Annotated in this window: 19 protein-coding genes and 4 tRNA genes; 16 read left to right on the top strand and 7 right to left on the bottom strand. The window is 68.7% G+C overall.

Translation table 11 applies throughout. The features are described 5' to 3' along the window. Window positions 1–2: 2 nt before the first annotated feature. On the bottom strand, window positions 3–989 hold the full coding sequence (locus LBW94_RS15865) for an NAD(P)H-quinone oxidoreductase (RefSeq protein WP_225058116.1): 987 nt from the start codon (window positions 987–989) through the stop codon (window positions 3–5). Between the two features lie 302 nt (window positions 990–1,291). Between LBW94_RS15865 and LBW94_RS15860 the strand changes: the two genes are divergently transcribed. The 3 genes from LBW94_RS15860 to LBW94_RS15850 are packed head-to-tail and all read left to right on the top strand — an operon-like array spanning window position 1,292 to window position 2,948. After that, window positions 1,292–1,582, top strand: a complete 291-nt coding sequence (locus LBW94_RS15860) for a hypothetical protein (protein ID WP_225058117.1) — start codon at window positions 1,292–1,294, stop codon at window positions 1,580–1,582. After that, the gene (locus tag LBW94_RS15855; protein ID WP_225058118.1) at window positions 1,579–2,208 is read left to right on the top strand and encodes an RNA polymerase sigma factor; all 630 of its coding nucleotides are present in this window, start codon (window positions 1,579–1,581) and stop codon (window positions 2,206–2,208) included. Before LBW94_RS15860 ends, LBW94_RS15855 begins: the two co-directional genes overlap by 4 nt. Next, window positions 2,205–2,948: a hypothetical protein gene (locus LBW94_RS15850; protein ID WP_225058119.1), complete on the top strand. Its 744-nt coding sequence runs from the start codon at window positions 2,205–2,207 to the stop codon at window positions 2,946–2,948. Before LBW94_RS15855 ends, LBW94_RS15850 begins: the two co-directional genes overlap by 4 nt. A 384-nt stretch (window positions 2,949–3,332) precedes the next feature. Here the strand turns inward: LBW94_RS15850 and LBW94_RS15845 are convergent, their stop codons facing one another. The 3 genes from LBW94_RS15845 to LBW94_RS15835 all read right to left on the bottom strand — a co-directional run bounded on the left by LBW94_RS15845 (window position 3,333) and on the right by LBW94_RS15835 (window position 4,412). Then, complete coding sequence (locus LBW94_RS15845) at window positions 3,333–3,644, bottom strand: Clp protease N-terminal domain-containing protein (RefSeq protein WP_225058120.1); 312 nt, start codon at window positions 3,642–3,644, stop codon at window positions 3,333–3,335. 24 nt (window positions 3,645–3,668) lie between these two features. After that, complete coding sequence (locus LBW94_RS15840; RefSeq protein ID WP_225058121.1) at window positions 3,669–3,863, bottom strand: hypothetical protein; 195 nt, start codon at window positions 3,861–3,863, stop codon at window positions 3,669–3,671. Between the two features lie 464 nt (window positions 3,864–4,327). Continuing rightward, a tRNA-Ser gene (locus LBW94_RS15835) sits at window positions 4,328–4,412 on the bottom strand. Window positions 4,413–4,713: 301 nt separating this feature from the next. Between LBW94_RS15835 and LBW94_RS15830 the strand changes: the two genes are divergently transcribed. After that, a complete protein-coding gene (locus LBW94_RS15830; protein WP_225058122.1) occupies window positions 4,714–5,622 on the top strand; it encodes an alpha/beta hydrolase in 909 nt (302 codons plus the stop codon). A 4-nt stretch (window positions 5,623–5,626) separates the two neighbouring features. Here the strand turns inward: LBW94_RS15830 and hisC are convergent, their stop codons facing one another. Beyond that, a complete protein-coding gene (gene hisC, locus LBW94_RS15825) occupies window positions 5,627–6,706 on the bottom strand; it encodes a histidinol-phosphate transaminase (RefSeq protein ID WP_225058123.1) in 1,080 nt (359 codons plus the stop codon). Window positions 6,707–6,830: 124 nt separating this feature from the next. On the opposite strand from hisC, the gene LBW94_RS15820 reads away from it, so the two are divergent. The 9 genes from LBW94_RS15820 to LBW94_RS15780 all read left to right on the top strand — a co-directional run bounded on the left by LBW94_RS15820 (window position 6,831) and on the right by LBW94_RS15780 (window position 15,549). Next, a complete protein-coding gene (locus LBW94_RS15820; protein WP_225058124.1) occupies window positions 6,831–7,550 on the top strand; it encodes a dienelactone hydrolase family protein in 720 nt (239 codons plus the stop codon). Between the two features lie 87 nt (window positions 7,551–7,637). Beyond that, window positions 7,638–7,727: transfer RNA gene (locus tag LBW94_RS15815), tRNA-Ser, on the top strand. A 48-nt stretch (window positions 7,728–7,775) separates the two neighbouring features. After that, window positions 7,776–7,848 (top strand) — tRNA-Arg (locus tag LBW94_RS15810). A gap of 194 nt (window positions 7,849–8,042) precedes the next feature. Then, window positions 8,043–9,185, top strand: coding sequence for a DNA cytosine methyltransferase (locus LBW94_RS15805; protein ID WP_225058157.1), 1,143 nt, complete (start codon window positions 8,043–8,045; stop codon window positions 9,183–9,185). Between the two features lie 96 nt (window positions 9,186–9,281). Continuing rightward, on the top strand, window positions 9,282–9,698 hold the full coding sequence (locus LBW94_RS15800; protein WP_225058125.1) for a very short patch repair endonuclease: 417 nt from the start codon (window positions 9,282–9,284) through the stop codon (window positions 9,696–9,698). A gap of 87 nt (window positions 9,699–9,785) precedes the next feature. Continuing rightward, complete coding sequence (locus LBW94_RS15795; RefSeq protein ID WP_225058126.1) at window positions 9,786–10,610, top strand: DUF998 domain-containing protein; 825 nt, start codon at window positions 9,786–9,788, stop codon at window positions 10,608–10,610. Window positions 10,611–10,889: 279 nt separating this feature from the next. Then, entirely contained in the window at window positions 10,890–12,665 is a 1,776-nt protein-coding gene (locus LBW94_RS15790; protein WP_323137870.1) for an ABC transporter ATP-binding protein, read from the top strand. A 34-nt stretch (window positions 12,666–12,699) separates the two neighbouring features. Next, the gene (locus LBW94_RS15785; RefSeq protein WP_225058127.1) at window positions 12,700–14,826 is read left to right on the top strand and encodes an ABC transporter ATP-binding protein; all 2,127 of its coding nucleotides are present in this window, start codon (window positions 12,700–12,702) and stop codon (window positions 14,824–14,826) included. A 174-nt stretch (window positions 14,827–15,000) separates the two neighbouring features. Then, complete coding sequence (locus tag LBW94_RS15780; protein WP_266271240.1) at window positions 15,001–15,549, top strand: putative glycolipid-binding domain-containing protein; 549 nt, start codon at window positions 15,001–15,003, stop codon at window positions 15,547–15,549. Window positions 15,550–15,558: 9 nt separating this feature from the next. Here LBW94_RS15780 and LBW94_RS15775 read toward each other — a convergent pair whose 3' ends face one another. After that, entirely contained in the window at window positions 15,559–16,509 is a 951-nt protein-coding gene (locus LBW94_RS15775) for a prephenate dehydrogenase (protein ID WP_225058129.1), read from the bottom strand. Window positions 16,510–16,567: 58 nt separating this feature from the next. On the opposite strand from LBW94_RS15775, the gene LBW94_RS15770 reads away from it, so the two are divergent. From LBW94_RS15770 to LBW94_RS15760, 3 genes are all read left to right on the top strand, one after another. Further along, on the top strand, window positions 16,568–17,104 hold the full coding sequence (locus tag LBW94_RS15770; protein WP_225058130.1) for a tRNA adenosine deaminase-associated protein: 537 nt from the start codon (window positions 16,568–16,570) through the stop codon (window positions 17,102–17,104). 30 nt (window positions 17,105–17,134) lie between these two features. After that, window positions 17,135–17,590 carry a nucleoside deaminase gene (locus tag LBW94_RS15765; RefSeq protein ID WP_225058159.1) on the top strand — a complete coding sequence of 152 codons (456 nt, stop codon included), beginning with the start codon at window positions 17,135–17,137 and terminating at the stop codon, window positions 17,588–17,590. 65 nt (window positions 17,591–17,655) lie between these two features. Further along, window positions 17,656–17,746 (top strand) — tRNA-Ser (locus tag LBW94_RS15760). Between the two features lie 37 nt (window positions 17,747–17,783). Here the strand turns inward: LBW94_RS15760 and LBW94_RS15755 are convergent. Beyond that, entirely contained in the window at window positions 17,784–17,978 is a 195-nt protein-coding gene (locus LBW94_RS15755; RefSeq protein WP_225058131.1) for a DUF6374 family protein, read from the bottom strand. Between the last annotated feature and the right edge of the window lie 129 nt (window positions 17,979–18,107).

Below are 18,107 nucleotides of genomic sequence, written 5' to 3'. Positions count from 1 at the left end.
GTTCACTCCCGGACCCGCAACAACACCTTCCCCACGGTCTCCGCCGAATCCAGCAACCGATGCGCCTCGGCAGCCTCGGCCACCGGCACCTCCGCATGCACCACCGGCGCCACCGCCCCACTCGCGATCAACGGCCACACCCGCCGCCCCACCTCGGCCACGATCTCGGCCTTCCCCGCCCGCCCGGTGGCCGGCCGCCCCCGCAACCCGGTCGCATGCACGGTCCCCCGCTTCCCCAGCAGCGCAGACAAATTCAATTCCCCCCGCACCCCACCCTGCATCCCGATGACACACAATTGCCCGTCCGGCGCCAGCGCCTCCACATTCCGCCCCAGATAAGCCGCCCCCATATTGTCCAGAATCACATCCGCCCCACCCATATCCCCCAGCACCGCAACGAAATCCGTCTCCCGATAGTTGATCAGCGTGCTGGCCCCGAGTTCCTTGCACCGCTCCAACTTGTCAGCGGACCCCGCGGTCACCGCCACCCGAGCCCCCAGACTCACCGCCACCTGAATCGCATGCGTCCCGATCCCACTCCCCCCACCGTGGATCAACAACAACTGCCCCGCATGCAACCCCGCGCGCATCACCAGATTCGACCACACGGTAGCCGCCACCTCGGGCAACCCTGCCGCCACCACCGGATCCACCCCCTCCGGCACCGGCAACACCTGCGTAGCAGGCACCAACACCTGCTCCGCATACCCCCCACCACTCAACAACGCACATACCGCCTGCCCCGGAGTGAAGTCCCGCACCCCCTCCCCAACCGCCGCGACCACCCCGGAACACTCCATCCCGATGATGTCGCTGGCCCCCGGCGGCGGCGGATAGAACCCCTGCCGCTGCAACAGATCAGCCCGATTCACCCCCGCCGCAACAACATCGATCAGCACTTCCCCGGGCCCGGGCGCAGGCAGATCGGGCACCGCCGCCCACCGCATCACCTCGGGGCCCCCGAAACCATCCAGCGTGATTGCATACACGGTCCGTATTGTCCCGCGCCAACCACCCACTTCGGACGCGCCCCCGTCTTTCGCGCGTGTTCGGCGGAGCCGGACGAGCCGGGCGTGACATCGGCCCGCCCGCCGCGCACGGGTATCGCCACCCCGGCGTCACCGGGCCCGCAATGGATCTCGTTGCCCGGAACACCGAGCTGGACAAGCCGGACAGAAGCAACTGTTCGTGACGATCCCCACGACCTGCACGAATATCTCGATTTCGGCGTGTCCGAGTACGACACACCCGAACGCCTCAATTCTCGGGGGTCGTTTCGCGAATTATCGGCATGACCAATTCCCCCGGATGGCATCTGGTCGTCGAGCAATTCTCGACGTACCCGGTCGCCGGGCCGACGATGTCGGCGATCGCCTGTCAGCTCGTGGCCGCTGCCCGAGAATGGCTCCGGCACAGAACGATCGGCACGCTACTACGGTCCGCCCCGACCGGCAGCCGGATCACCCTGGTGCGGCGCGGCCCCGGTGGAATGTCCGGTTTCGCGATCATTGTGGGCGATGTACCCCGTCGATCGGTCACCGGCGCCGTGGTGAGCATCGCGAAGGAGACGCATGCCGAATGATCGATCGGGAATCGGACGAGGATCTGGGCGGCTCGCACACCGGAGCCACCAACCTGTTCAAGAAGTTCAGCCCCATGGTGTACAAGTACGCGTTCCAAGCATTGCGCGGTGACCGGCACCGGGCCGAGGACATTGTGCAGCAGGTCTTCGAGCAGGTATGGAAGCAGTACGACCGCGATTTCGCCACCGCCACCGAGGAACACGCCCGGCGACTGATCAAGCGCATCGTCGCCTGCCGGGTGCACGATCTGTACCGTCGCACCGACCCGGCGATCTCGGTCGCCGATTATGCCGACCACAGCACGCCGGCCCATCGTGGTTCCACCGATACCCGCGACCCATTGGACCTGTTACTGGCCGAATACGATCTGCGCGACATCATACGAATGCTGAAGGTGCGCCTGACCGGCACCGAGTACCAGATCTTGCTGATGGCCTCCCGCCTGGGCCTGGAAGACGCCGAGATCGCCGCAGCCACGAACAAGACCCTGAGCACCGTCCGGTCCCACCGCAGCCGCGCCCGCAAGAAGATCGAGTCGATGCTGCCCGGCCACTACCGGCTCGTTTTCGACACGACCGGCGAATCGGATCCCCACGACTTCCATGGAGGTGAATTACCGGCATGAGCGTCGTACAGCCCATCACGAAAGCCCAGCCCCCACCCGAGATCACCCCCCCGGCTCCCCGAACGCACGAACTCGCGATGAGCGCGATCTTCCGCGCGGTGGACCAATACCTCTCGGACCATGTGGAGGCCTACCACTACGACGTCGACGCCGGCCTGACCCGCTTCGAACAACACCTCTCCGGCGCACCCCGCCCCGGCACGCACAGCCTCCCGGCATCGACCGACTCGGACCGCACCGACCCCGCACGCCGCTGCGCCGAACACCTCGACCACGCGTGCCGCCGATACAGCTTCCTGGCCGAGGTCGTCCGCGCCACTCCCGCCCTGGGCGCGGGCGCCACCCTGGACTGGTTCGAAACCCACCGCGGCCCCGCCGCCGCCTACCTCACCGGACTGAGAGCAACCCCGCTGCGGATCACCAGCCGCAACACCGACGCCTTCGCCGCCCGCCTGACCCAGGGCAACGACGGTGAGTGCTGGCTGATCAATTGGTTGCCGGAGGTGATCCTCACCCGAAAACAGGTCTACAGCCTCATGATTCTCGACGAAATCCTCACCGCCCACGACCTCGACAGCACCACCATGCTCGACGAAATGCGCACCCTGGCAGCCGACGTCCACCTCCCCCTGGAAAAGCTCCTCCGCCGCCTGAACCACATCAAGAACCCCCCACCGCGCCCCGGCTGGCTCCGAATCTGGGACCAGGACACCACGATTCCCGACGACCACCCCGCCTGAAGTGGTTTGTGCGCCGATTCTCATTACAGGAAGTCGATCTCCACGGCGAATTGTTCGATGTGCGCGGTATATTCAACGAAATCCATCGCAGTGGAGGACGACTCGCAGGTAAATCCATCGGGAACATCCGGATGGATGATCTACCGGGACTGTCGGAACTGCGGTGGATCTGATCTCGGTCCGTTGAGCTGAACCGTGCTGGTTCGGCAGGAAGGACCGGCTGATGTCGGAGACACTGGCCGCCGTGGCGAAGAAGGACACAGTGGAGACGTCGCACCCGCACAGGGACCGGGAACGGAGGCGGCGTTCATGCGGTCTGCCGCCGACCACAGCGAGAGCCCTGAGGCGCCGCCGCTTCGGGGCTCTCGGATCGTGCTGGGAGGGTCAGTTCTGGTAGTTCGGGTCGTTGCGCGCCACGGTGACGGTGAGCGGGTCGGACTGGGTGCTGGTCCCGGCCGGGAGTCCTGGAAGCGCTGCGGTGATCGCGGTCCGCCATTCGTCGGCGGTCAAGGGTTCCTGCCAGACGCTGATCGGCAGCGACTGCGGGTCTTCGGCGATGGCCAGTGCGAGATGTTCGACGCCGAGGTAGTTGTAGCCGTGCTCGGTCGAGATCTCGACCGCTCGGCGCAGAATCTTTTCGAGGCGCGGGGTTACCCACCCATCGACGCGGACGAAGTTCTCTGTCGCAGTTTCCATTGTGGGGTACTCCTTTTCCTTGGTTCAGGACCAGACTTCGGCGCCGTCGTAGCGTCCGCCGACGCACAGATGCGGGAAGGTGGGATTCTCGACCACACGCCCATTGCCCTCGATGCAGACGGTTCTGGTGACCGATTCGGCGTGAGCGGCGCCGCTGGCCAGGATCATGGCAGCGGCGATGCTGGCTGCAATCATGGTGAGCTGCTTGGCGATTCGCATGAGATCCTCCGTTCCGTTCGGCACGAGGCCCTAGTGCAGGACCGCCGGTCGGCCGGCGAGCGTGACCGAGCACGACCGGCTGATGCGAAACAGGGATCGCTGAGTGAGCGTGTGGTGCATGTCGATTCCCCCTGGATCAGCCGGTTTGTTCTGAAGCCCCCGGCGCGCGCGGGCCGTGATCGCGGTCCGCGTGCGCCGCAGGGATCTTACGCGCGGCGGTCGAACTGTGGTGCTGCTCGGTGGCGGCCGGCAGGCTGCGGCAGACCGCACGACCGCCGCTTCCGTTCCCGGTCCCTCTGGGTGGCCTGCCCCCGCCCTGCCGAGGTGTCGGAGGCGAGTGCAAAGGCCCGGGTGGCGGGTTACGGAACGGGGCGGGCATTGAGTCCGTCGAGAACGGCAGTGGACTGGATCAGCTGCCTGGCGCCGATGAGCCGGGACATGAGGAGCACGACCCCCCGCACCTGCGGTGGGTGTGGGATTTGAACCCACGGTGGCGTGAACCACGACGGTTTTCAAGACCGTTCCCTTAGGCCGCTCGGGCAACCCACCTCGCTCGCGGACTCCCGGAGCGGGTTCAAGAGTACTGGCGGGTGGTGGGGGATACACAATCGGCGGGAACGGGGGAGTGTGTCGCCGGTCACACTACGACGGACACGGGTTGATTAGCTGATCGATTGCCATCGACCCTGTCAGAGTGGGCCGCATGGTTGGTCGCCGCACGTGGCGCCGGCTGTCCGGCGCTTTCGTCTGTGCTGCGTTCGTCTCCAACGCAGCACTGGCTGTGACGTCGCCTGCTCAGGCGCAACCCGGTCTGCCCCCGACGGGGTCGGCGGATTGGGGAGTGCCTCCGGTGGTGCGACCGGTGGCTCCGGAGGAGGTCTCGCTCGACCATGTCGAGGAGATCACCGATCGGTGGCTACGAGTGTTCGTCAATTCGCCGTCGATGGCGCGGACCGTGCAGGTGCAGGTGTTGTTGCCGGAGGATCGTGAGAAACCGCGGCCTACGGTCTATCTGCTCGACGGACGGGCCGCCAGCGCCGACGGGAACAGTTGGCTGGATCGGGGGAATGCGGCGGAGTTCTTCGCCGACAAGGGCGTCAATGTGGTGGCGACGGTGGGTGGGCCGGCGGGGTACTACACCGACTGGCAGCATCCGGATCCAGTGCTGGGCAACAACAAGTGGGAGTCGTTTCTCACCAAGGAGTTGCCGCCGCTGATCGATGCCGAGTTCGGCGGTAACGGGCACAATGCCGTCGAGGGGGTGTCGATGGGTGCGGAGGCGGCGACAATGCTGGCCATGCGTAATCCGGGGCTGTACCGGGCGGTTGCCGCGCACAGCGGGTGCTATGCGATGGGGTCGGAGTTCGGGCAGGCCCAGGCCCGCGCGGTGGTGCAGACCTACGGTGGCAATCCGGACAACATGTTCGGTGATCAGGACGATCCGGATTGGCTGGCGCACGATGTGCTGATCAATGCGGAAGCCTTGCGCGGCAAGGCGATCTATCTGTCCGCGGGCAGTGGGTTGCCCGGTGAATTCGACAGCGGGGTCAGTCTCGACGCCCTGAATTCCGTCGTGTTCGGCGGGCCGCTGGAGGCGGGCTCCAACATCTGCACCATGGTGCTCGCGGATCGGTTGTCGCGCATGCAGATTCCGGCGACGGTCGACATGCGGCCCAGCGGCACGCATTCGTGGCCGTACTGGGCCGACGACCTGGCCCACGCCTGGCCGACCCTGGCACAGGCGCTGGGCGTGCCGTGAACGGTCAGCGAAGGAAGCGGGTGAGGGTGGCCGGATCGGTGGCGAAGGTCAGGAACAGGTCGTTCTCGTGCGGGTCGCCCGCGGTGACCCGCACGCCGTCGGTGCCGTAGGGGCGCACCACCACGCCCGCTTCCTCACTGGCCCGGCCGTATTCGGCGGACCGGTCGCCCAGCGGCAGCCAGAAGAAGTTCGATTCGCTCGGCGGCACGGTGTAGCCGGCGGCCCGCAGCGCGGTGCGCATGCGGTCGCGTTCGGCGATCACCGAATCGGTGCGGTCCAGCAGTTCGTGCCGGGCCTCCAGGCAGGCGATGGCCGCGGCCTGGGCCACCCGGTTCACGCTGAACGGGATGTGCACCTTCAGCAGTGCGGTGATCACCTCCGGATCGCCGACGGCATAGCCGACCCGTAGGCCCGCGAGGCCGTACGCCTTGGAGAAGGTGCGCAGCACCACGACATTCGGGCGGTCGCGGCGGATCGCCATGCCGTCGGGGAAATCGTCCGCGGGCAGCCGCAGATATTCGTAGTACGCCTCGTCCAGCACCACCAGCACGTGCTCGGGCACCCGGTCCAGGAAGTGCAGCAACTCGGCGCGCCCGGCCGCGGTGCCGGTCGGATTGTTCGGATTGCAGACGAAGATCAGCTTGGTGCGCTCGGTGACCGCCGCGGCCATGGCGTCCAGGTCGTGGGCGAATGCGGGGGTCAGCGGTACCGGGACGGCCCGCGCGTTGCCGACCTGGGTGACGATCGGATACGCCTCGAAGGACCGCCACGCGAAGATCACCTCGTCGGTGGGTGCGTCACAGGTGATCTGCACCAACTCCTGGCACAGCGCGACACTGCCGCATCCGGCCGCCACGTTCTCGACCTCGACGCCGAGGAATCTCGCCAGGGCCGCGCGCAGTTCACCGGCGCCGTTGTCCGGATAGCGGTTGACCTGCTCGACCGCCTCCGCGATGGCCTTGGACACCGACGGCAGCGGGCCGAAGGTGGTCTCGTTGCTGGCCAGCTTGACCACATCGGGCAAGCTGCGGCCGGCGACATAGGCCGGGATGGACGCGAGGTCCGGGCGAATACGAGCGCTCACACAACTACAGTAAAGGGTGCCGGACGAGCGCATTCACACCGCCCGGACCGCCGGAAAATTTTTGGATGTTCACCTGTTACTCGGGATTTCTGACGAAGTTACGTCGGCGAACTATTATGGCGACATGTCGGGCGTCTATCGAGACATCGCACTCGTGCGCGACCGGGTTCCGCAGACGGCGGGCGGGCCGTCCGCGGCATTGCAGACACGGGTGCCCCTCACAGTGGTCGAGCCGGAAGGCGTCGGGCGCGGCGGAATCGTCGTCCTGCACGAGTCGCGCGAATTCGCGGTCCCGCTGCTGGAGTTGATGGGCTCGCTGGCGGGCGACGGCTGGATCGTCGTGGCGCCGCACCTGTTCCATCGTGATCCGCTCGCCGACTCGCCCCCGGATTCGGTGTTCGGCCAGGATCTCTTCGACGATTTCGACGCCGCCTTCGACTGGCTGACCGGTCGCGGGGTGTTCCCGGACTGCGTCGGCGTGCTCGGTTTCGACACCGCGGGCACCGCCGCCTTCCTGGTCGCCACCAACCGCCCGATCGGAGCCGCGATCAGTGTCGCCGCACCCGGTATCGCCGCGCCGCTGACGGCGGAGGCGCCCGCGCTGGTGCACGCCGCGCCGCTGTTGCAAGCGCCCTGGCTGGGGTTGTACGGTGCCGACGATCCGACCATCCCGGCGGATCTGGTGGACGAACTGCGCGATGCCGCCGCCGGAGCCGCCGTTGCCACCCTGGTGGTCACCTGCGCGGGCCGGTTGCACCGCGCCGACCAGCCGCGTTTCGATTCGGCCGATCCGGCGGACGCGGTCACCAGGATTTTCGACTGGTTCGACAGCCACCTGCGATGACCAGCCGTTTTGCGTCCTGAGCGGTTGCTCTGTACTCTTTCGTCTCGGCGGTTCGAAAGGACCGGTGCCCTCGAAGAGAAGGCTCCAGGAGGCGTGCCAGAGCGGCCGAATGGGACTCACTGCTAATGAGTTGTCCCTTCACGGGGACCGGAGGTTCAAATCCTCTCGCCTCCGCCATGTCCGGCCCCGGCAACGGCAAAGGACGCCACAATTACATATTTGCCTGCGCCCGTAGCTCAACGGATAGAGCATCTGACTACGGATCAGAAGGTTGGGAGTTCGAGTCTCTCCGGGCGCGCAGAAGCTGTCCCCCGTCGGAAATCCGATGGGGGACAGTCTTTTTCCCATGTGATGTGTATCCCGTTTTCATGGGCTCCAGGGCGAGTTGTTCACCGGGGGTACCTCGTGGCTCGAGTACCCTGCACCCACGACCCGTCGTGCCGGCGGGTGGCCGGATCGGCGGGCGAAAGGACGGGAGTGACGGGCGCGCGCATGGTCGGGCTGTTCGCCGGGATCGGCGGGCTGGAGCTCGGGCTGGGCGCGCACGGATGGCACACCGAACTGCTCTGTGAGATCGATCCGGGCGCACAGGCGGTGCTGGCGGCCCATTTTCCCGAGGTGGAGCGGCACGCCGATGTGACCCGGCTGCGAGCGTTACCCGCCGGCACGGATCTGGTCGCCGCGGGTTTCCCCTGTCAGGACCTGTCCCAGGCCGGTCGCACCGCCGGGATCACCGGGTCACGGTCCGGGCTGGTGGACGAGGTGTTCCGGCTGGTGCGCCGCCGCCGCGGCCCGCGCTGGCTGCTGATCGAGAACGTGCCGTTCATGCTGCAACTGGATCGCGGCGCGGCGATGCGGCACATCACCACCGTGCTGGAGGAACTCGGCTACACCTGGGCCTATCGGGTGGTGGACGCGCGCGCCTTCGGGCTGCCGCAGCGCCGGCAGCGGGTGCTGATGCTGGCCTCACGCACCGAGGATCCGCGACCGGTGCTGTTCGGCGCCGAGGCCGGGCCGCGGACCGTCGGCGATCCGGACACCGATCCGTGTGGTTTCTACTGGACCGAGGGGGTGCGCGGGCTGGGCTGGGCGGTGAACGCGGTGCCCACGCTGAAGGGCGGCTCCGGGCTGGGCATCGCCAGCCCGCCCGCGGTCCGGCTGCCCGCGGGCGAGATCGTCACTCCCGGACTCACCGATGCCGAACGGCTGCAAGGCTTTTCCAGGGACTGGACGGCGCCCGCGGTGAACGCGCCCGGGGTCCGGGCGGGGCATCGCTGGAAGCTGGTCGGCAACGCGGTCAGCGTGCGGATGGCGACCTGGATCGGCTCGCGGCTGGCGGGCGCGGCCGATTCGCCGCTGCCCGACGAACTTCCGCTGACCGGCCCGCGCTGGCCCACCGCCGCCTGGGGCCGCGCGGGCCAGGCGTACCGGGTGCCGGTGTCGACCTGGCCGGTGCACGAGCCGTACGAGGATCTGCGCTGGTTCCTCGACGACGCGCGGCTGCTGTCGGCCCGCGCGACCGCCGGATTCCTGCGCCGAGCCGGCCGCGGCACGCTCCGCTTCCCGCCCGGCTTCCTCGCCGATGTGGAGAACCATCTGCTGCGCATGGGAGGCTTCCCACAGGAAGCGGCGTGAGGAGCCCGGCTGAGCCTCACGAAATCTCGAGGATCTCTGCCCGATACTTTCCGGGTGGGAACATCGACGCCGGTCCGGGCGCTGAAGAGGTGGTGCATGGGTTCCGGGCGGCCTGCGACCGATGCCGCGACGAGTGCGCGGATGTCCCGTCAGCGGCGAGTGGGTACCGCGCCGGAGCTCGCGTTGCGACGCGAACTGCATCGGCGCGGGTGCCGGTATTTCGTCGACCGGGCGCCGCTGAAAGGTCTGCGCCGCCGTGCCGACCTGGTGTTCCCGCGCCGCCGCGTGGCCGTGTACGTGGACGGCTGTTTCTGGCACAGCTGCCCGCAACACGCCACGTCACCGCGCAACAACGCGCAGTGGTGGTCGGAGAAGCTGGCGGGCAACGTGACGCGGGATCGCGATACCGACACCCGGCTGATCGCGGCCGGCTGGCAGGTGGTGCGGATCTGGGAGCACGAGGACGCCGCGACGGCGGCCGATCGGGTACAGGCGGCCCTCGCCGATCGATAGTCCGAGCGGGTGGGTCATGATGGAGGTGGGTACCGAGGCAACCATCCGACCAGTTTGTGGCGCCGACGAACCTACGAATCGAGGGCAATGACGCCAACGGAACACAGCCGGGCCGGTCTGGCAGTTCTGGACCCGCCGTCGGCGCCGGTACGCCGGGGCCCGCGGGTCCTGCGGTGGTGTGTTGCCCTTGCCGTCGCTCTCGCCGGAATCTGCTACTCGTCCTGGGTGCTGGAATTCGTGCTGCCGATCGGACTCGATCCGGTCAACTCGTTCCTCAGCGAACTGGACGCGCAGGGCCGGTCCTACGGCTGGGTCTTCTCCACCGCGGACACGCTCACCGGCATTCTGGCCCTGATCGCCGCGGTCGGTGGCATTTTCGAATACTCCTGGGGCAAGGTGTCGATCGCGGCCTGGGTCGCGCTCGGCTGCTTCGGGATGTCGACGATCGCCGACGCCCAGTTGCCGTTGCGCACCTGTCGTCCGGATCCCTGCCCGAAAACCGATGACAGCGGCCTGTTCCCGCAGCTGCACCAGGTGCATGCCCTGACCAGCACATTGGCGGTGACGTCGATCTTCGTGGCGATGATCGCGTTCAGCGCCGCGGCGTTCCGGTACCGGAAGTGGCCGGTGCTGCGGCATTCGGGGCTGTGGATACTCGTGCTCGCGTCGGCCGTGACGGCCTGGATGCTGATCGCCGACAATCTGCCCGGCAACTACGGCCTGGGCATCGCGCAGCGCATCCAGATCGGGTCGATCTCGTTGTGGCTGATCGCACTCGGGGTCCAGCTGGGCGTGACCGCCCGCCGCGAGGCCGAGACGAATGCCACCGATGCGATGGTCAGCGCCGCCACCGGCGGGCATCGACCAGGGTTCGGGGCGCCGCGGCGGCCAGGGCGCTCGAACTGGCCATGACCACCAGCACGGTCAGCATCACGGTGAGGGCGAGGGCGTTCTCCAAGAAGGTCATGACACGAGGGTCACACCGCCGGCTCCAGGGCCGCGGTGCGCTGCGTGGGTAAATCCTGAGAGCGGTGCGGGAACGGAAATTCGGTTGGCCGCGCGGGCGAATGCTGGCAGCCTGGAGAAGCCCTCGAGTGAATGTTCGGCCGCGGGCCGAGTACTAGCGGTGTTCGTGTGGCCGGGGCGGGCCGGTTCGAAACTTTCGCGTGTGTGCTGACGAAGGGGGGAGTTGTGCTGGTTCCGAGTTCCGGGCCGTTACGACGCCTGTGGCCCGATCTGCGGGTCTTCCGCCGGGCGTTGTACCTCAGTGCCGGTCTGGCCGGGGCGGGGATGATCTGCGACATCGTGCAGCCCGCGGTCACGGCCCGGGTCATCGACGGTCCCATCGCCCGGCACGACGTGTCCGGCCTGTGGTCGCCGGTGCTGCTGATGCTGCTGCTCGGGGTGATCAATGCCGGTACCGCCTGGGCGCGCCGGGCGGTCATCGCCGGGCCCGCCGCCGCGGTCGAGACCACGCTGCGCGCCACCCTGTTCCAGCGATTGCAGATCCTGTCGGTCGGCGCGCACGACGGCATGGAGTCGGGGCAGCTGACCTCGCGGGCCGTCACCGACATGTCCACGCTGCGCCGGTTCTTCGCGTTCGTGCTGCCGTCGCTGGTGGCCCTGGGCGCCACGGTCGCCGTGGGCATGAGCCTGCTGTGCCTGTTCGCGTGGCAGATCGGGCTGGTGGAGCTGGCGATCGCGGTCCCGCTGCTGTTGCTTGCGCTGCGCTTCGAACGCGAGTACGGCCTGGCCTCCCGGCGCGCTCAGGACCAGTCCGGCGACCTGGCCACCACGGTCGAGGAGTCGGCGCAGGGCATCCGGGTGCTGAAGGCGTTCGGCCGCGGGCCGTGGTTCGGGCAGCGGTTCCGGCGGCAGGCCGCGGTCCTGCAATCCCTGGAGCTGGCCAAGGCCAGGCTCGCCGCGCGGCTGTGGGCGGCGCTGAACTTCCTGTCCGCCATGGGTATCGCCGCCGCGCTCGCGATCGGCGGCTACCTGCTGGTACAGCACGCGATGACGCTGGGCACCCTGGTCGCCGGCATCACGCTGACCACTTTCCTGCAATGGCCGATCATCGGCTTCGGCATGCTGCTGGCCGAATTGAACCACTCCCGCACCGCCGCCGAGCGGTACTGGGAGGTCATCGACACCCCGGTCGAGATCACCGATCCGGCGCTGCCGGTGCCGCTGCCCCGGCTGTTGCGCGGCGAACTGCGGTTCGAGCGGGTGAGTTTCCGTTTCCCGGACGCGGATCGGGAACTGCTGCACGAGGTCTCGCTACGGCTGCGCCCGGGTGAGACGGTCGCGCTGGTCGGCGCCACCGGCAGCGGCAAGTCGGCCGTGCTCGGGTTGGTGGCCCGGCTGTTCGACGTCACCGGCGGTCCCGGGGTGACCATCGACGGGATCGACGTCCGCACGCTGCGGCTGGCGGACCTGCGGTCGGTCGTCTCGATGGCGTTCGAGGATCCGGTGCTGTTCTCCGCCAGCGTGCGGGAGAACGTGACGCTGGGCTTCCCCGACGCCACCGAGGCCCAGGTCCGCGCGGCCCTGGAGGTCGTCTGCGCCACCGAATTCGTCCACGATCTGCCGTGGGGTCTGCGCACCCGGATCGGGGAGCAGGGCCTGAGCCTGTCCGGTGGCCAGCGCCAGCGGCTGGCGCTGGCCCGCGCCGTCCTCGCCCGGCAGCACCGGCCCGGCGGCCACATCGTGGTGCTCGACGATCCGCTGTCGGCGCTGGACGTGGCCACCGAGGAACGCGTGCAGACCCGGCTGCGGGCTGCCCTGTCGGGCGCCACCGTGCTGCTGGTGGCACACCGTCCCTCCACGGCCGCCTGGGCGGATCGGGTCGCCGTCCTGGACGGCGGCCGCATCGTCGCCGACGGCCCGCACGAACAACTGCTCGAAACCAGCCCGCGCTACCGGGAATTGATGGGAGGCGAGGTCGATGCCCCGGTCTACGTCCGATGACACGAAACCCGGCGACGTGGTGCCACGTGAAACCATGCCGCACATCACACCCGGCGACGGTGTCCCGGATGCCGGTGCTGCCGCCGGATCCGGGCTCGATTCGGCTGTGGCCGAGCAGATTTCGTCCGGTACGCGCGACGCGTCGGCATTCGGCGGCGACGCGCCGGCCGGCGGCGCGCAGGCCGGTGCGGGTGTGGTCGCCACGGCCGCACCTGTTTCCGTCCGGCTGGCAGGTGCGGGCGCGGAGTCCGGCGACTCCGTGGTCGCCGTCTCCGGGGAGGAGCTGTGGCGCGGGGTGGCGGCCGAGGAGGCGGAGGCCACCGAGGCGGTGAATCTCGCGCTGGCGGCGCGATCGCGGCGGCTGCTGTGGTCGCTGCTGCGGCCGTACCGGGCGCGGGTGGTGCTGGCGCTGGTGATCATCGTGCTGGACAACGCCGCGATGGTGGCCGGGCCGCTGTTCGTCGCGCACGGGCTCGATGCCGGCGTGGCCGGGGCGACGCGCGGTGACTGGACGGCGCTGCTGGTCGCGGTCGGGGGCGCCACCGGGTGCGCGCTGCTCAGCGGCATGACCACCTTCGTCTTCGTGCGGACCGCGGCGCGGCTGAGCCAGCAGGTGCTGTTCGACCTGCGGATGCGGGTGTTCCTGCACGTGCAACGGCTACCGGTCGTCTTCCATGAGACCTACACCTCCGGCAAGATCGTCGCGCGGCTGACCAGCGATCTGGAATCGCTGGAGGATCTGCTGGACCGGGCGCTCAACGACGCGCTCGGCGCGGTGTTGTCGCTGGCCACGATCGCGGTGGTGCTGCTGTGGATGGATGTGCCGCTGGCGCTGGTGGTGCTGGTCGGCTTCGTGCCGCTGGTGTACATCACCCGTTGGGCGCAGCGGAATCAGCGGGCCGGATACCGGCGGACCCGCGGCGCGATCGCGAAGGTGGTCGTGCACTTCGTGGAGACCATGGGCGGTATCCGTGCGGTGCAGGCATTCCGGCGTGAACAGCGCAACGAGGACATCCTCGACCTCGAGGACGACGAATACCGCGCCGCCAACAGCAGCGCCCTGCGCGGCATGGCCGCGTACATCGGCCTGGTGCGGACGATCAGCGCGGCGACCACGGTGGTGATCCTGCTGGTCGGTGGCTGGCGGGTGATCCACGGGCACACCGCGATCGGCGTGCTGGCAGCCTTCCTGCTCTATCTGCGGCAGTTCTACGGGCCGCTGGACGAGCTGGCCCAGGTGTTCAACTCCTACCAGTCGGCGGCCGCGGCGCTCGAGCGGATCTCCGGAATCCTGGAGGAACAGTCGACCGTCGCCGATCCGATCGCACCCCGCGCGGTCGCCGCACCGGGTGGCCGGGCGCGCGGCGAACTGCGCTTCGACGCGGTGTCCTTCGACTACCCGTTCCGTGGCGGCGCCGAGCCCGCCGCCGACCCGGACGATGATGATCCGGACCGGTCAGGGCACGGGGGTGAGCGGCGCACCCAGCTGGAATTGTCGCTCAGCGTTGCGGCGGGGCAGGTGGTGGCGCTGGTCGGGGCGACCGGCGCCGGGAAGTCGACGCTGGCCAAGCTGGTGGCGCGGTTCTACGACCCCACCGCCGGCAGCGTCCGGCTCGACGGGGTGGATCTGCGCGACATCACCGATGCCGACCTGCGCCGCAATATCGCCATGGTGACCCAGGAGTCGTACCTGTTCTCCGGATCGGTGGCCGACAACATCCGGCTCGGCAAGCCGGCGGCCACCGACGACGAGGTGCGTGGCGCCGCCGACGCGGTGGGGCTAGCCGACTTCGTCGACTCGCTGCCGGACGGTTTCGAGACCGATGTCCGCAAGCGCGGCGGCCGGCTCTCGGCCGGTCAGCGGCAGTTGGTGGCGTTCGCCCGGGTATTTCTGGCCGATCCGGCGGTGATCGTGCTGGACGAGGCCACCTCGAGCCTGGACATCCCCGGCGAACGATTGGTGCAGCAGGCGCTGGAGACGGTGCTGCACGGCCGCACGGCCGTGATCATCGCCCATCGACTGTCCACGGTGGCGATCGCCGATCGTGTTCTGGTGCTGGATTCCGGCCGCCTGGTAGAGGACGGATCACCGGACGAATTGATCGCTGCCACAGGTCGTTTCGCCGCATTGCACACGGCCTGGCGGGATTCGCTGGTGTGATCGACATTCCGTTCGGAATTCGTGGCGGCCGCACTTCGGTGGCTGCGGCGTAACCTCCGCGCCGACGTCACCTAACGTAGAGGGGTGACGAATCCAGCCCAGGGCAAGACGACGGCCGCCCAGGCGAGCGGCCGCAACGGGGACACGGTCGCGGCGGAGTCGCGCTGGCCGGCGATTCTCACCTGGCGAGCACACAACGCCTCCCGGATGGAGTCGGTGCGGGTGACCGTCACCGGTAACCGCATCCGCGCCTCCGGCCGGATCATCGGCGGCGAATGCGAGGACCATCCGGCCTTCAGTGCCTCGTACGACCTGGTCACGGACGAGAACGGGATGACCAAGCGGTTGTCGCTGCGCAGCACCGTCGCCGCCGGCGAGCGGCACGCGTCGATCGCCCGCGACGAGGAGAACTACTGGCTGATCGATGCCGGTGGCACCCACGTCCGATCCACCTTCGGCGACGCCCTGGATGTCGACGTGGTGCTCAGCCCGTTCTTCAACACGTTGCCGATCCGTCGCTACGGCCTGGCCCGCACCACGGAATACGTGGAGGTGCCGGTGGTCTACGTGCGGCTGCCGGAGCTGCTGGTGGAGGAGTCCAAGCTCACCTATTCCAGCGGCGCCGACGGCATCCACGTGCTGTCGCCGGTGTCCACCGCCACGGTGACCGTGGACTCCGACGGTTTCCTGCTGAACTATCCGGGACTCGCCGAGCGCATCTGACCGCGCGGGTCAGTCCAGCCGCCGGATCACCCCGCCGCGCTGCCCGGCCGCCCGCAACCGTTCGTGCCAATCGTGGTCGCCCGGCCGGATATCGGTGATGTCCCAGCGATCCAGCGTGTCGTAGCGGTTGCGCTCGCTGTAGCCGGCGTCGGCGAGTTCGCCCAGCACGCCGTCGGCGGCCAGCGAGGCCCGGGCGGCGGTCAGCAGCCGCAGGGTGTCGTCGAGCGCGTCCAGCAGCGCCGACGCGTTCGGTTCGCAGATCGCCCGGACCAGATCGGGTGCGGTCGCCGCGACCCGGGTGCCGTCGCGGAAGGATCCGGCCGCCAAACCCAGTGCCAGATCGCCACCCGCTGCCCCGGCCACCGCCAGCGCCTCGGCCAGCACGTGCGGCAGGTGCGAGATCCGCGCGACCGCGCGATCGTGTTCGTCGGCGACCACCGGGACGACCGTCGCGCCGCAGTCCAGCGCCAGCCGCGCCACCCGTGTCCAGGATTCGGCATGGGTGCCGGGGTCGACGCCCACCGCCCACGCGGCGCCGGTGAACAACTCGGCAGTGGATGCCGCCCAACCGGATTCGGCGGTGCCCGCCATCGGGTGCCCGCCGACGAAGCGGCCGCCGAGTTCGTGTTTGCGCACGGTCGCCAGCACCGGCGCCTTCACGCTGATCACATCGGTGAGTACGCAGTCGGGCGCGAGCAGCCGGATATCGGAGAGCACCGACTCGAGCGCGGGCATCGGCACCCCCACCACGACCACGGCATCCTCGGCCGCCGCCCGGCTCAGCACCGGCGCGATATCGGTGCCGACATCGAAACCGTCGGCCGCGGCGGCCTGCGCGCCCGCGGCGGATCGGTTGTAACCCCAGGTCCGGTACCCGGCCGCGGTCGCGGCGCGCAGTACCGAACCGCCGATCAGTCCGGTACCCAGGACACATACCGCCGATTTCCGTAGGGCTGTCATCGAATCAGATTCGCATACGACTTCAACATTTGCGCCGAAGCGGACTACCGTTGCGGCCATGGCACAGCGCTCCAGCACGAACAGGGCGGCGTCGGATGAAAACGACGACGTGGATGGGTTTGCCGTGGCGGTGATTCGCGAAGACAGCAAATGGCGGTGCAGCCCGCTCAGCTCTGCGGCATTGCTCAGCCTGGAGGCGGCCGAGAACGAACTGCGAGCGCTGCGCAGCACGGGAGCCGTGTTCGGACTGCTGGATGTGGACGACGAATTTTTCGTCGTGCTGCGCCCGGGCCCGGCCGGTAGCCGCCTGCTGTTGTCCGATGCCACCGCCGCGATCGATTACGACATTGCCGCCGATGTGCTGGACGAGTTGAACATCGAGATTCCGGACATCGATCCCGACGAGATCGACGACGTCGAGCCCTGGGGCGAGGGCGATCTCGGTGTACTCGCCGACCTCGGCCTGCCGGAGCCGGTGCTGAGCGTGATCCTCGCCGACACCGAGCTCTATCCGGACGAGCAGATCACCATGATCGCGCAGCGCTTGGGCTTCTCCGGGGAGTTGACCGCGGTGCTGGACAAGCTGCCGCACTGAATGGTCCGGGGCGCGGATCGGTCGTCCGGCCTGACCGCCGACGAGGAGTTCGTTCGCGCGGCCCTGGCCGCGGCGGCCGCCGCGGATCCGCGGGATGTGCCGGTCGGTGCGGTGGTCTTCGACGCCGACGGCCGGGAACTGGCCCGCGCCGCGAATGCCCGCGAGGCGACCGGCGATCCGACCGCGCATGCGGAGATCCTCGCGCTGCGCCGCGCGGCCGCGGTGGCCGGTGACGGCTGGCGGCTGACCGGCGCCACCCTGGCGGTCACCTTGGAGCCCTGCACGATGTGCGCCGGCGCGCTGGTGCTGGCCCGGGTCCGGCGGCTGGTGTTCGGGGCGTGGGAGCCGAAGACCGGGGCCGTCGGGTCGTTGTGGGACGTGGTGCGTGATCGTCGTCTCAACCATCGGCCCGAGGTGCGCGGCGGTGTTCTCGAATCCGAATGTGCCGCACGGCTGGACGCCTTCTTCCGCACCCAGCGCCCCTGATCGGCGAGTGACCGGGAGTCCAGGCGATTTACGGTTTCGCCACCCAGTCCGGTAGAGTCACCAGCGGTGGCGTGTCCGAGCGGCCTAAGGAGCACGCCTCGAAAGCGTGTGTGGGGTATCCCCCCACCCAGGGTTCAAATCCCTGCGCCACCGCCACAGCCCCTCACCTGAATTGCCGGGTGAGGGGCCTTTTTCATCCCGCCTGTTCCCAGTGCGGCCGGTGTTCGGCCAATTCGGTGAAGACACGCAGGCCTGCGGCGATCTTGCCGGACATGATGTTCAACTGCTCGGGTGGCAGCGGGGTGCCGGTGGCGGCGGCCGCGGCCAGATGGTCGCGGACCTGTTCGAGCCACAGCTGCGCGAAGTGGAGGTGGCGGTCGAGGGGCATGTGCCGAGACTACTCGCATTCGAACGTACATTCGATAACGAATCTGTCTCGGCCGCCTGGACCCGCGCGCATTCCGTCGCATCCGGCCCGGTGCGCGGTCGCGCATCCGGAAATTCATCCGATCAAGGG

Source organism: Nocardia sp. alder85J (genome assembly GCF_020176955.2).
GTDB lineage: Bacteria > Actinomycetota > Actinomycetes > Mycobacteriales > Mycobacteriaceae > Nocardia.
The sequence above is the reverse complement of the archived record's forward strand: the minus strand, read 5'-3'. Positions and strand labels throughout refer to the sequence as shown.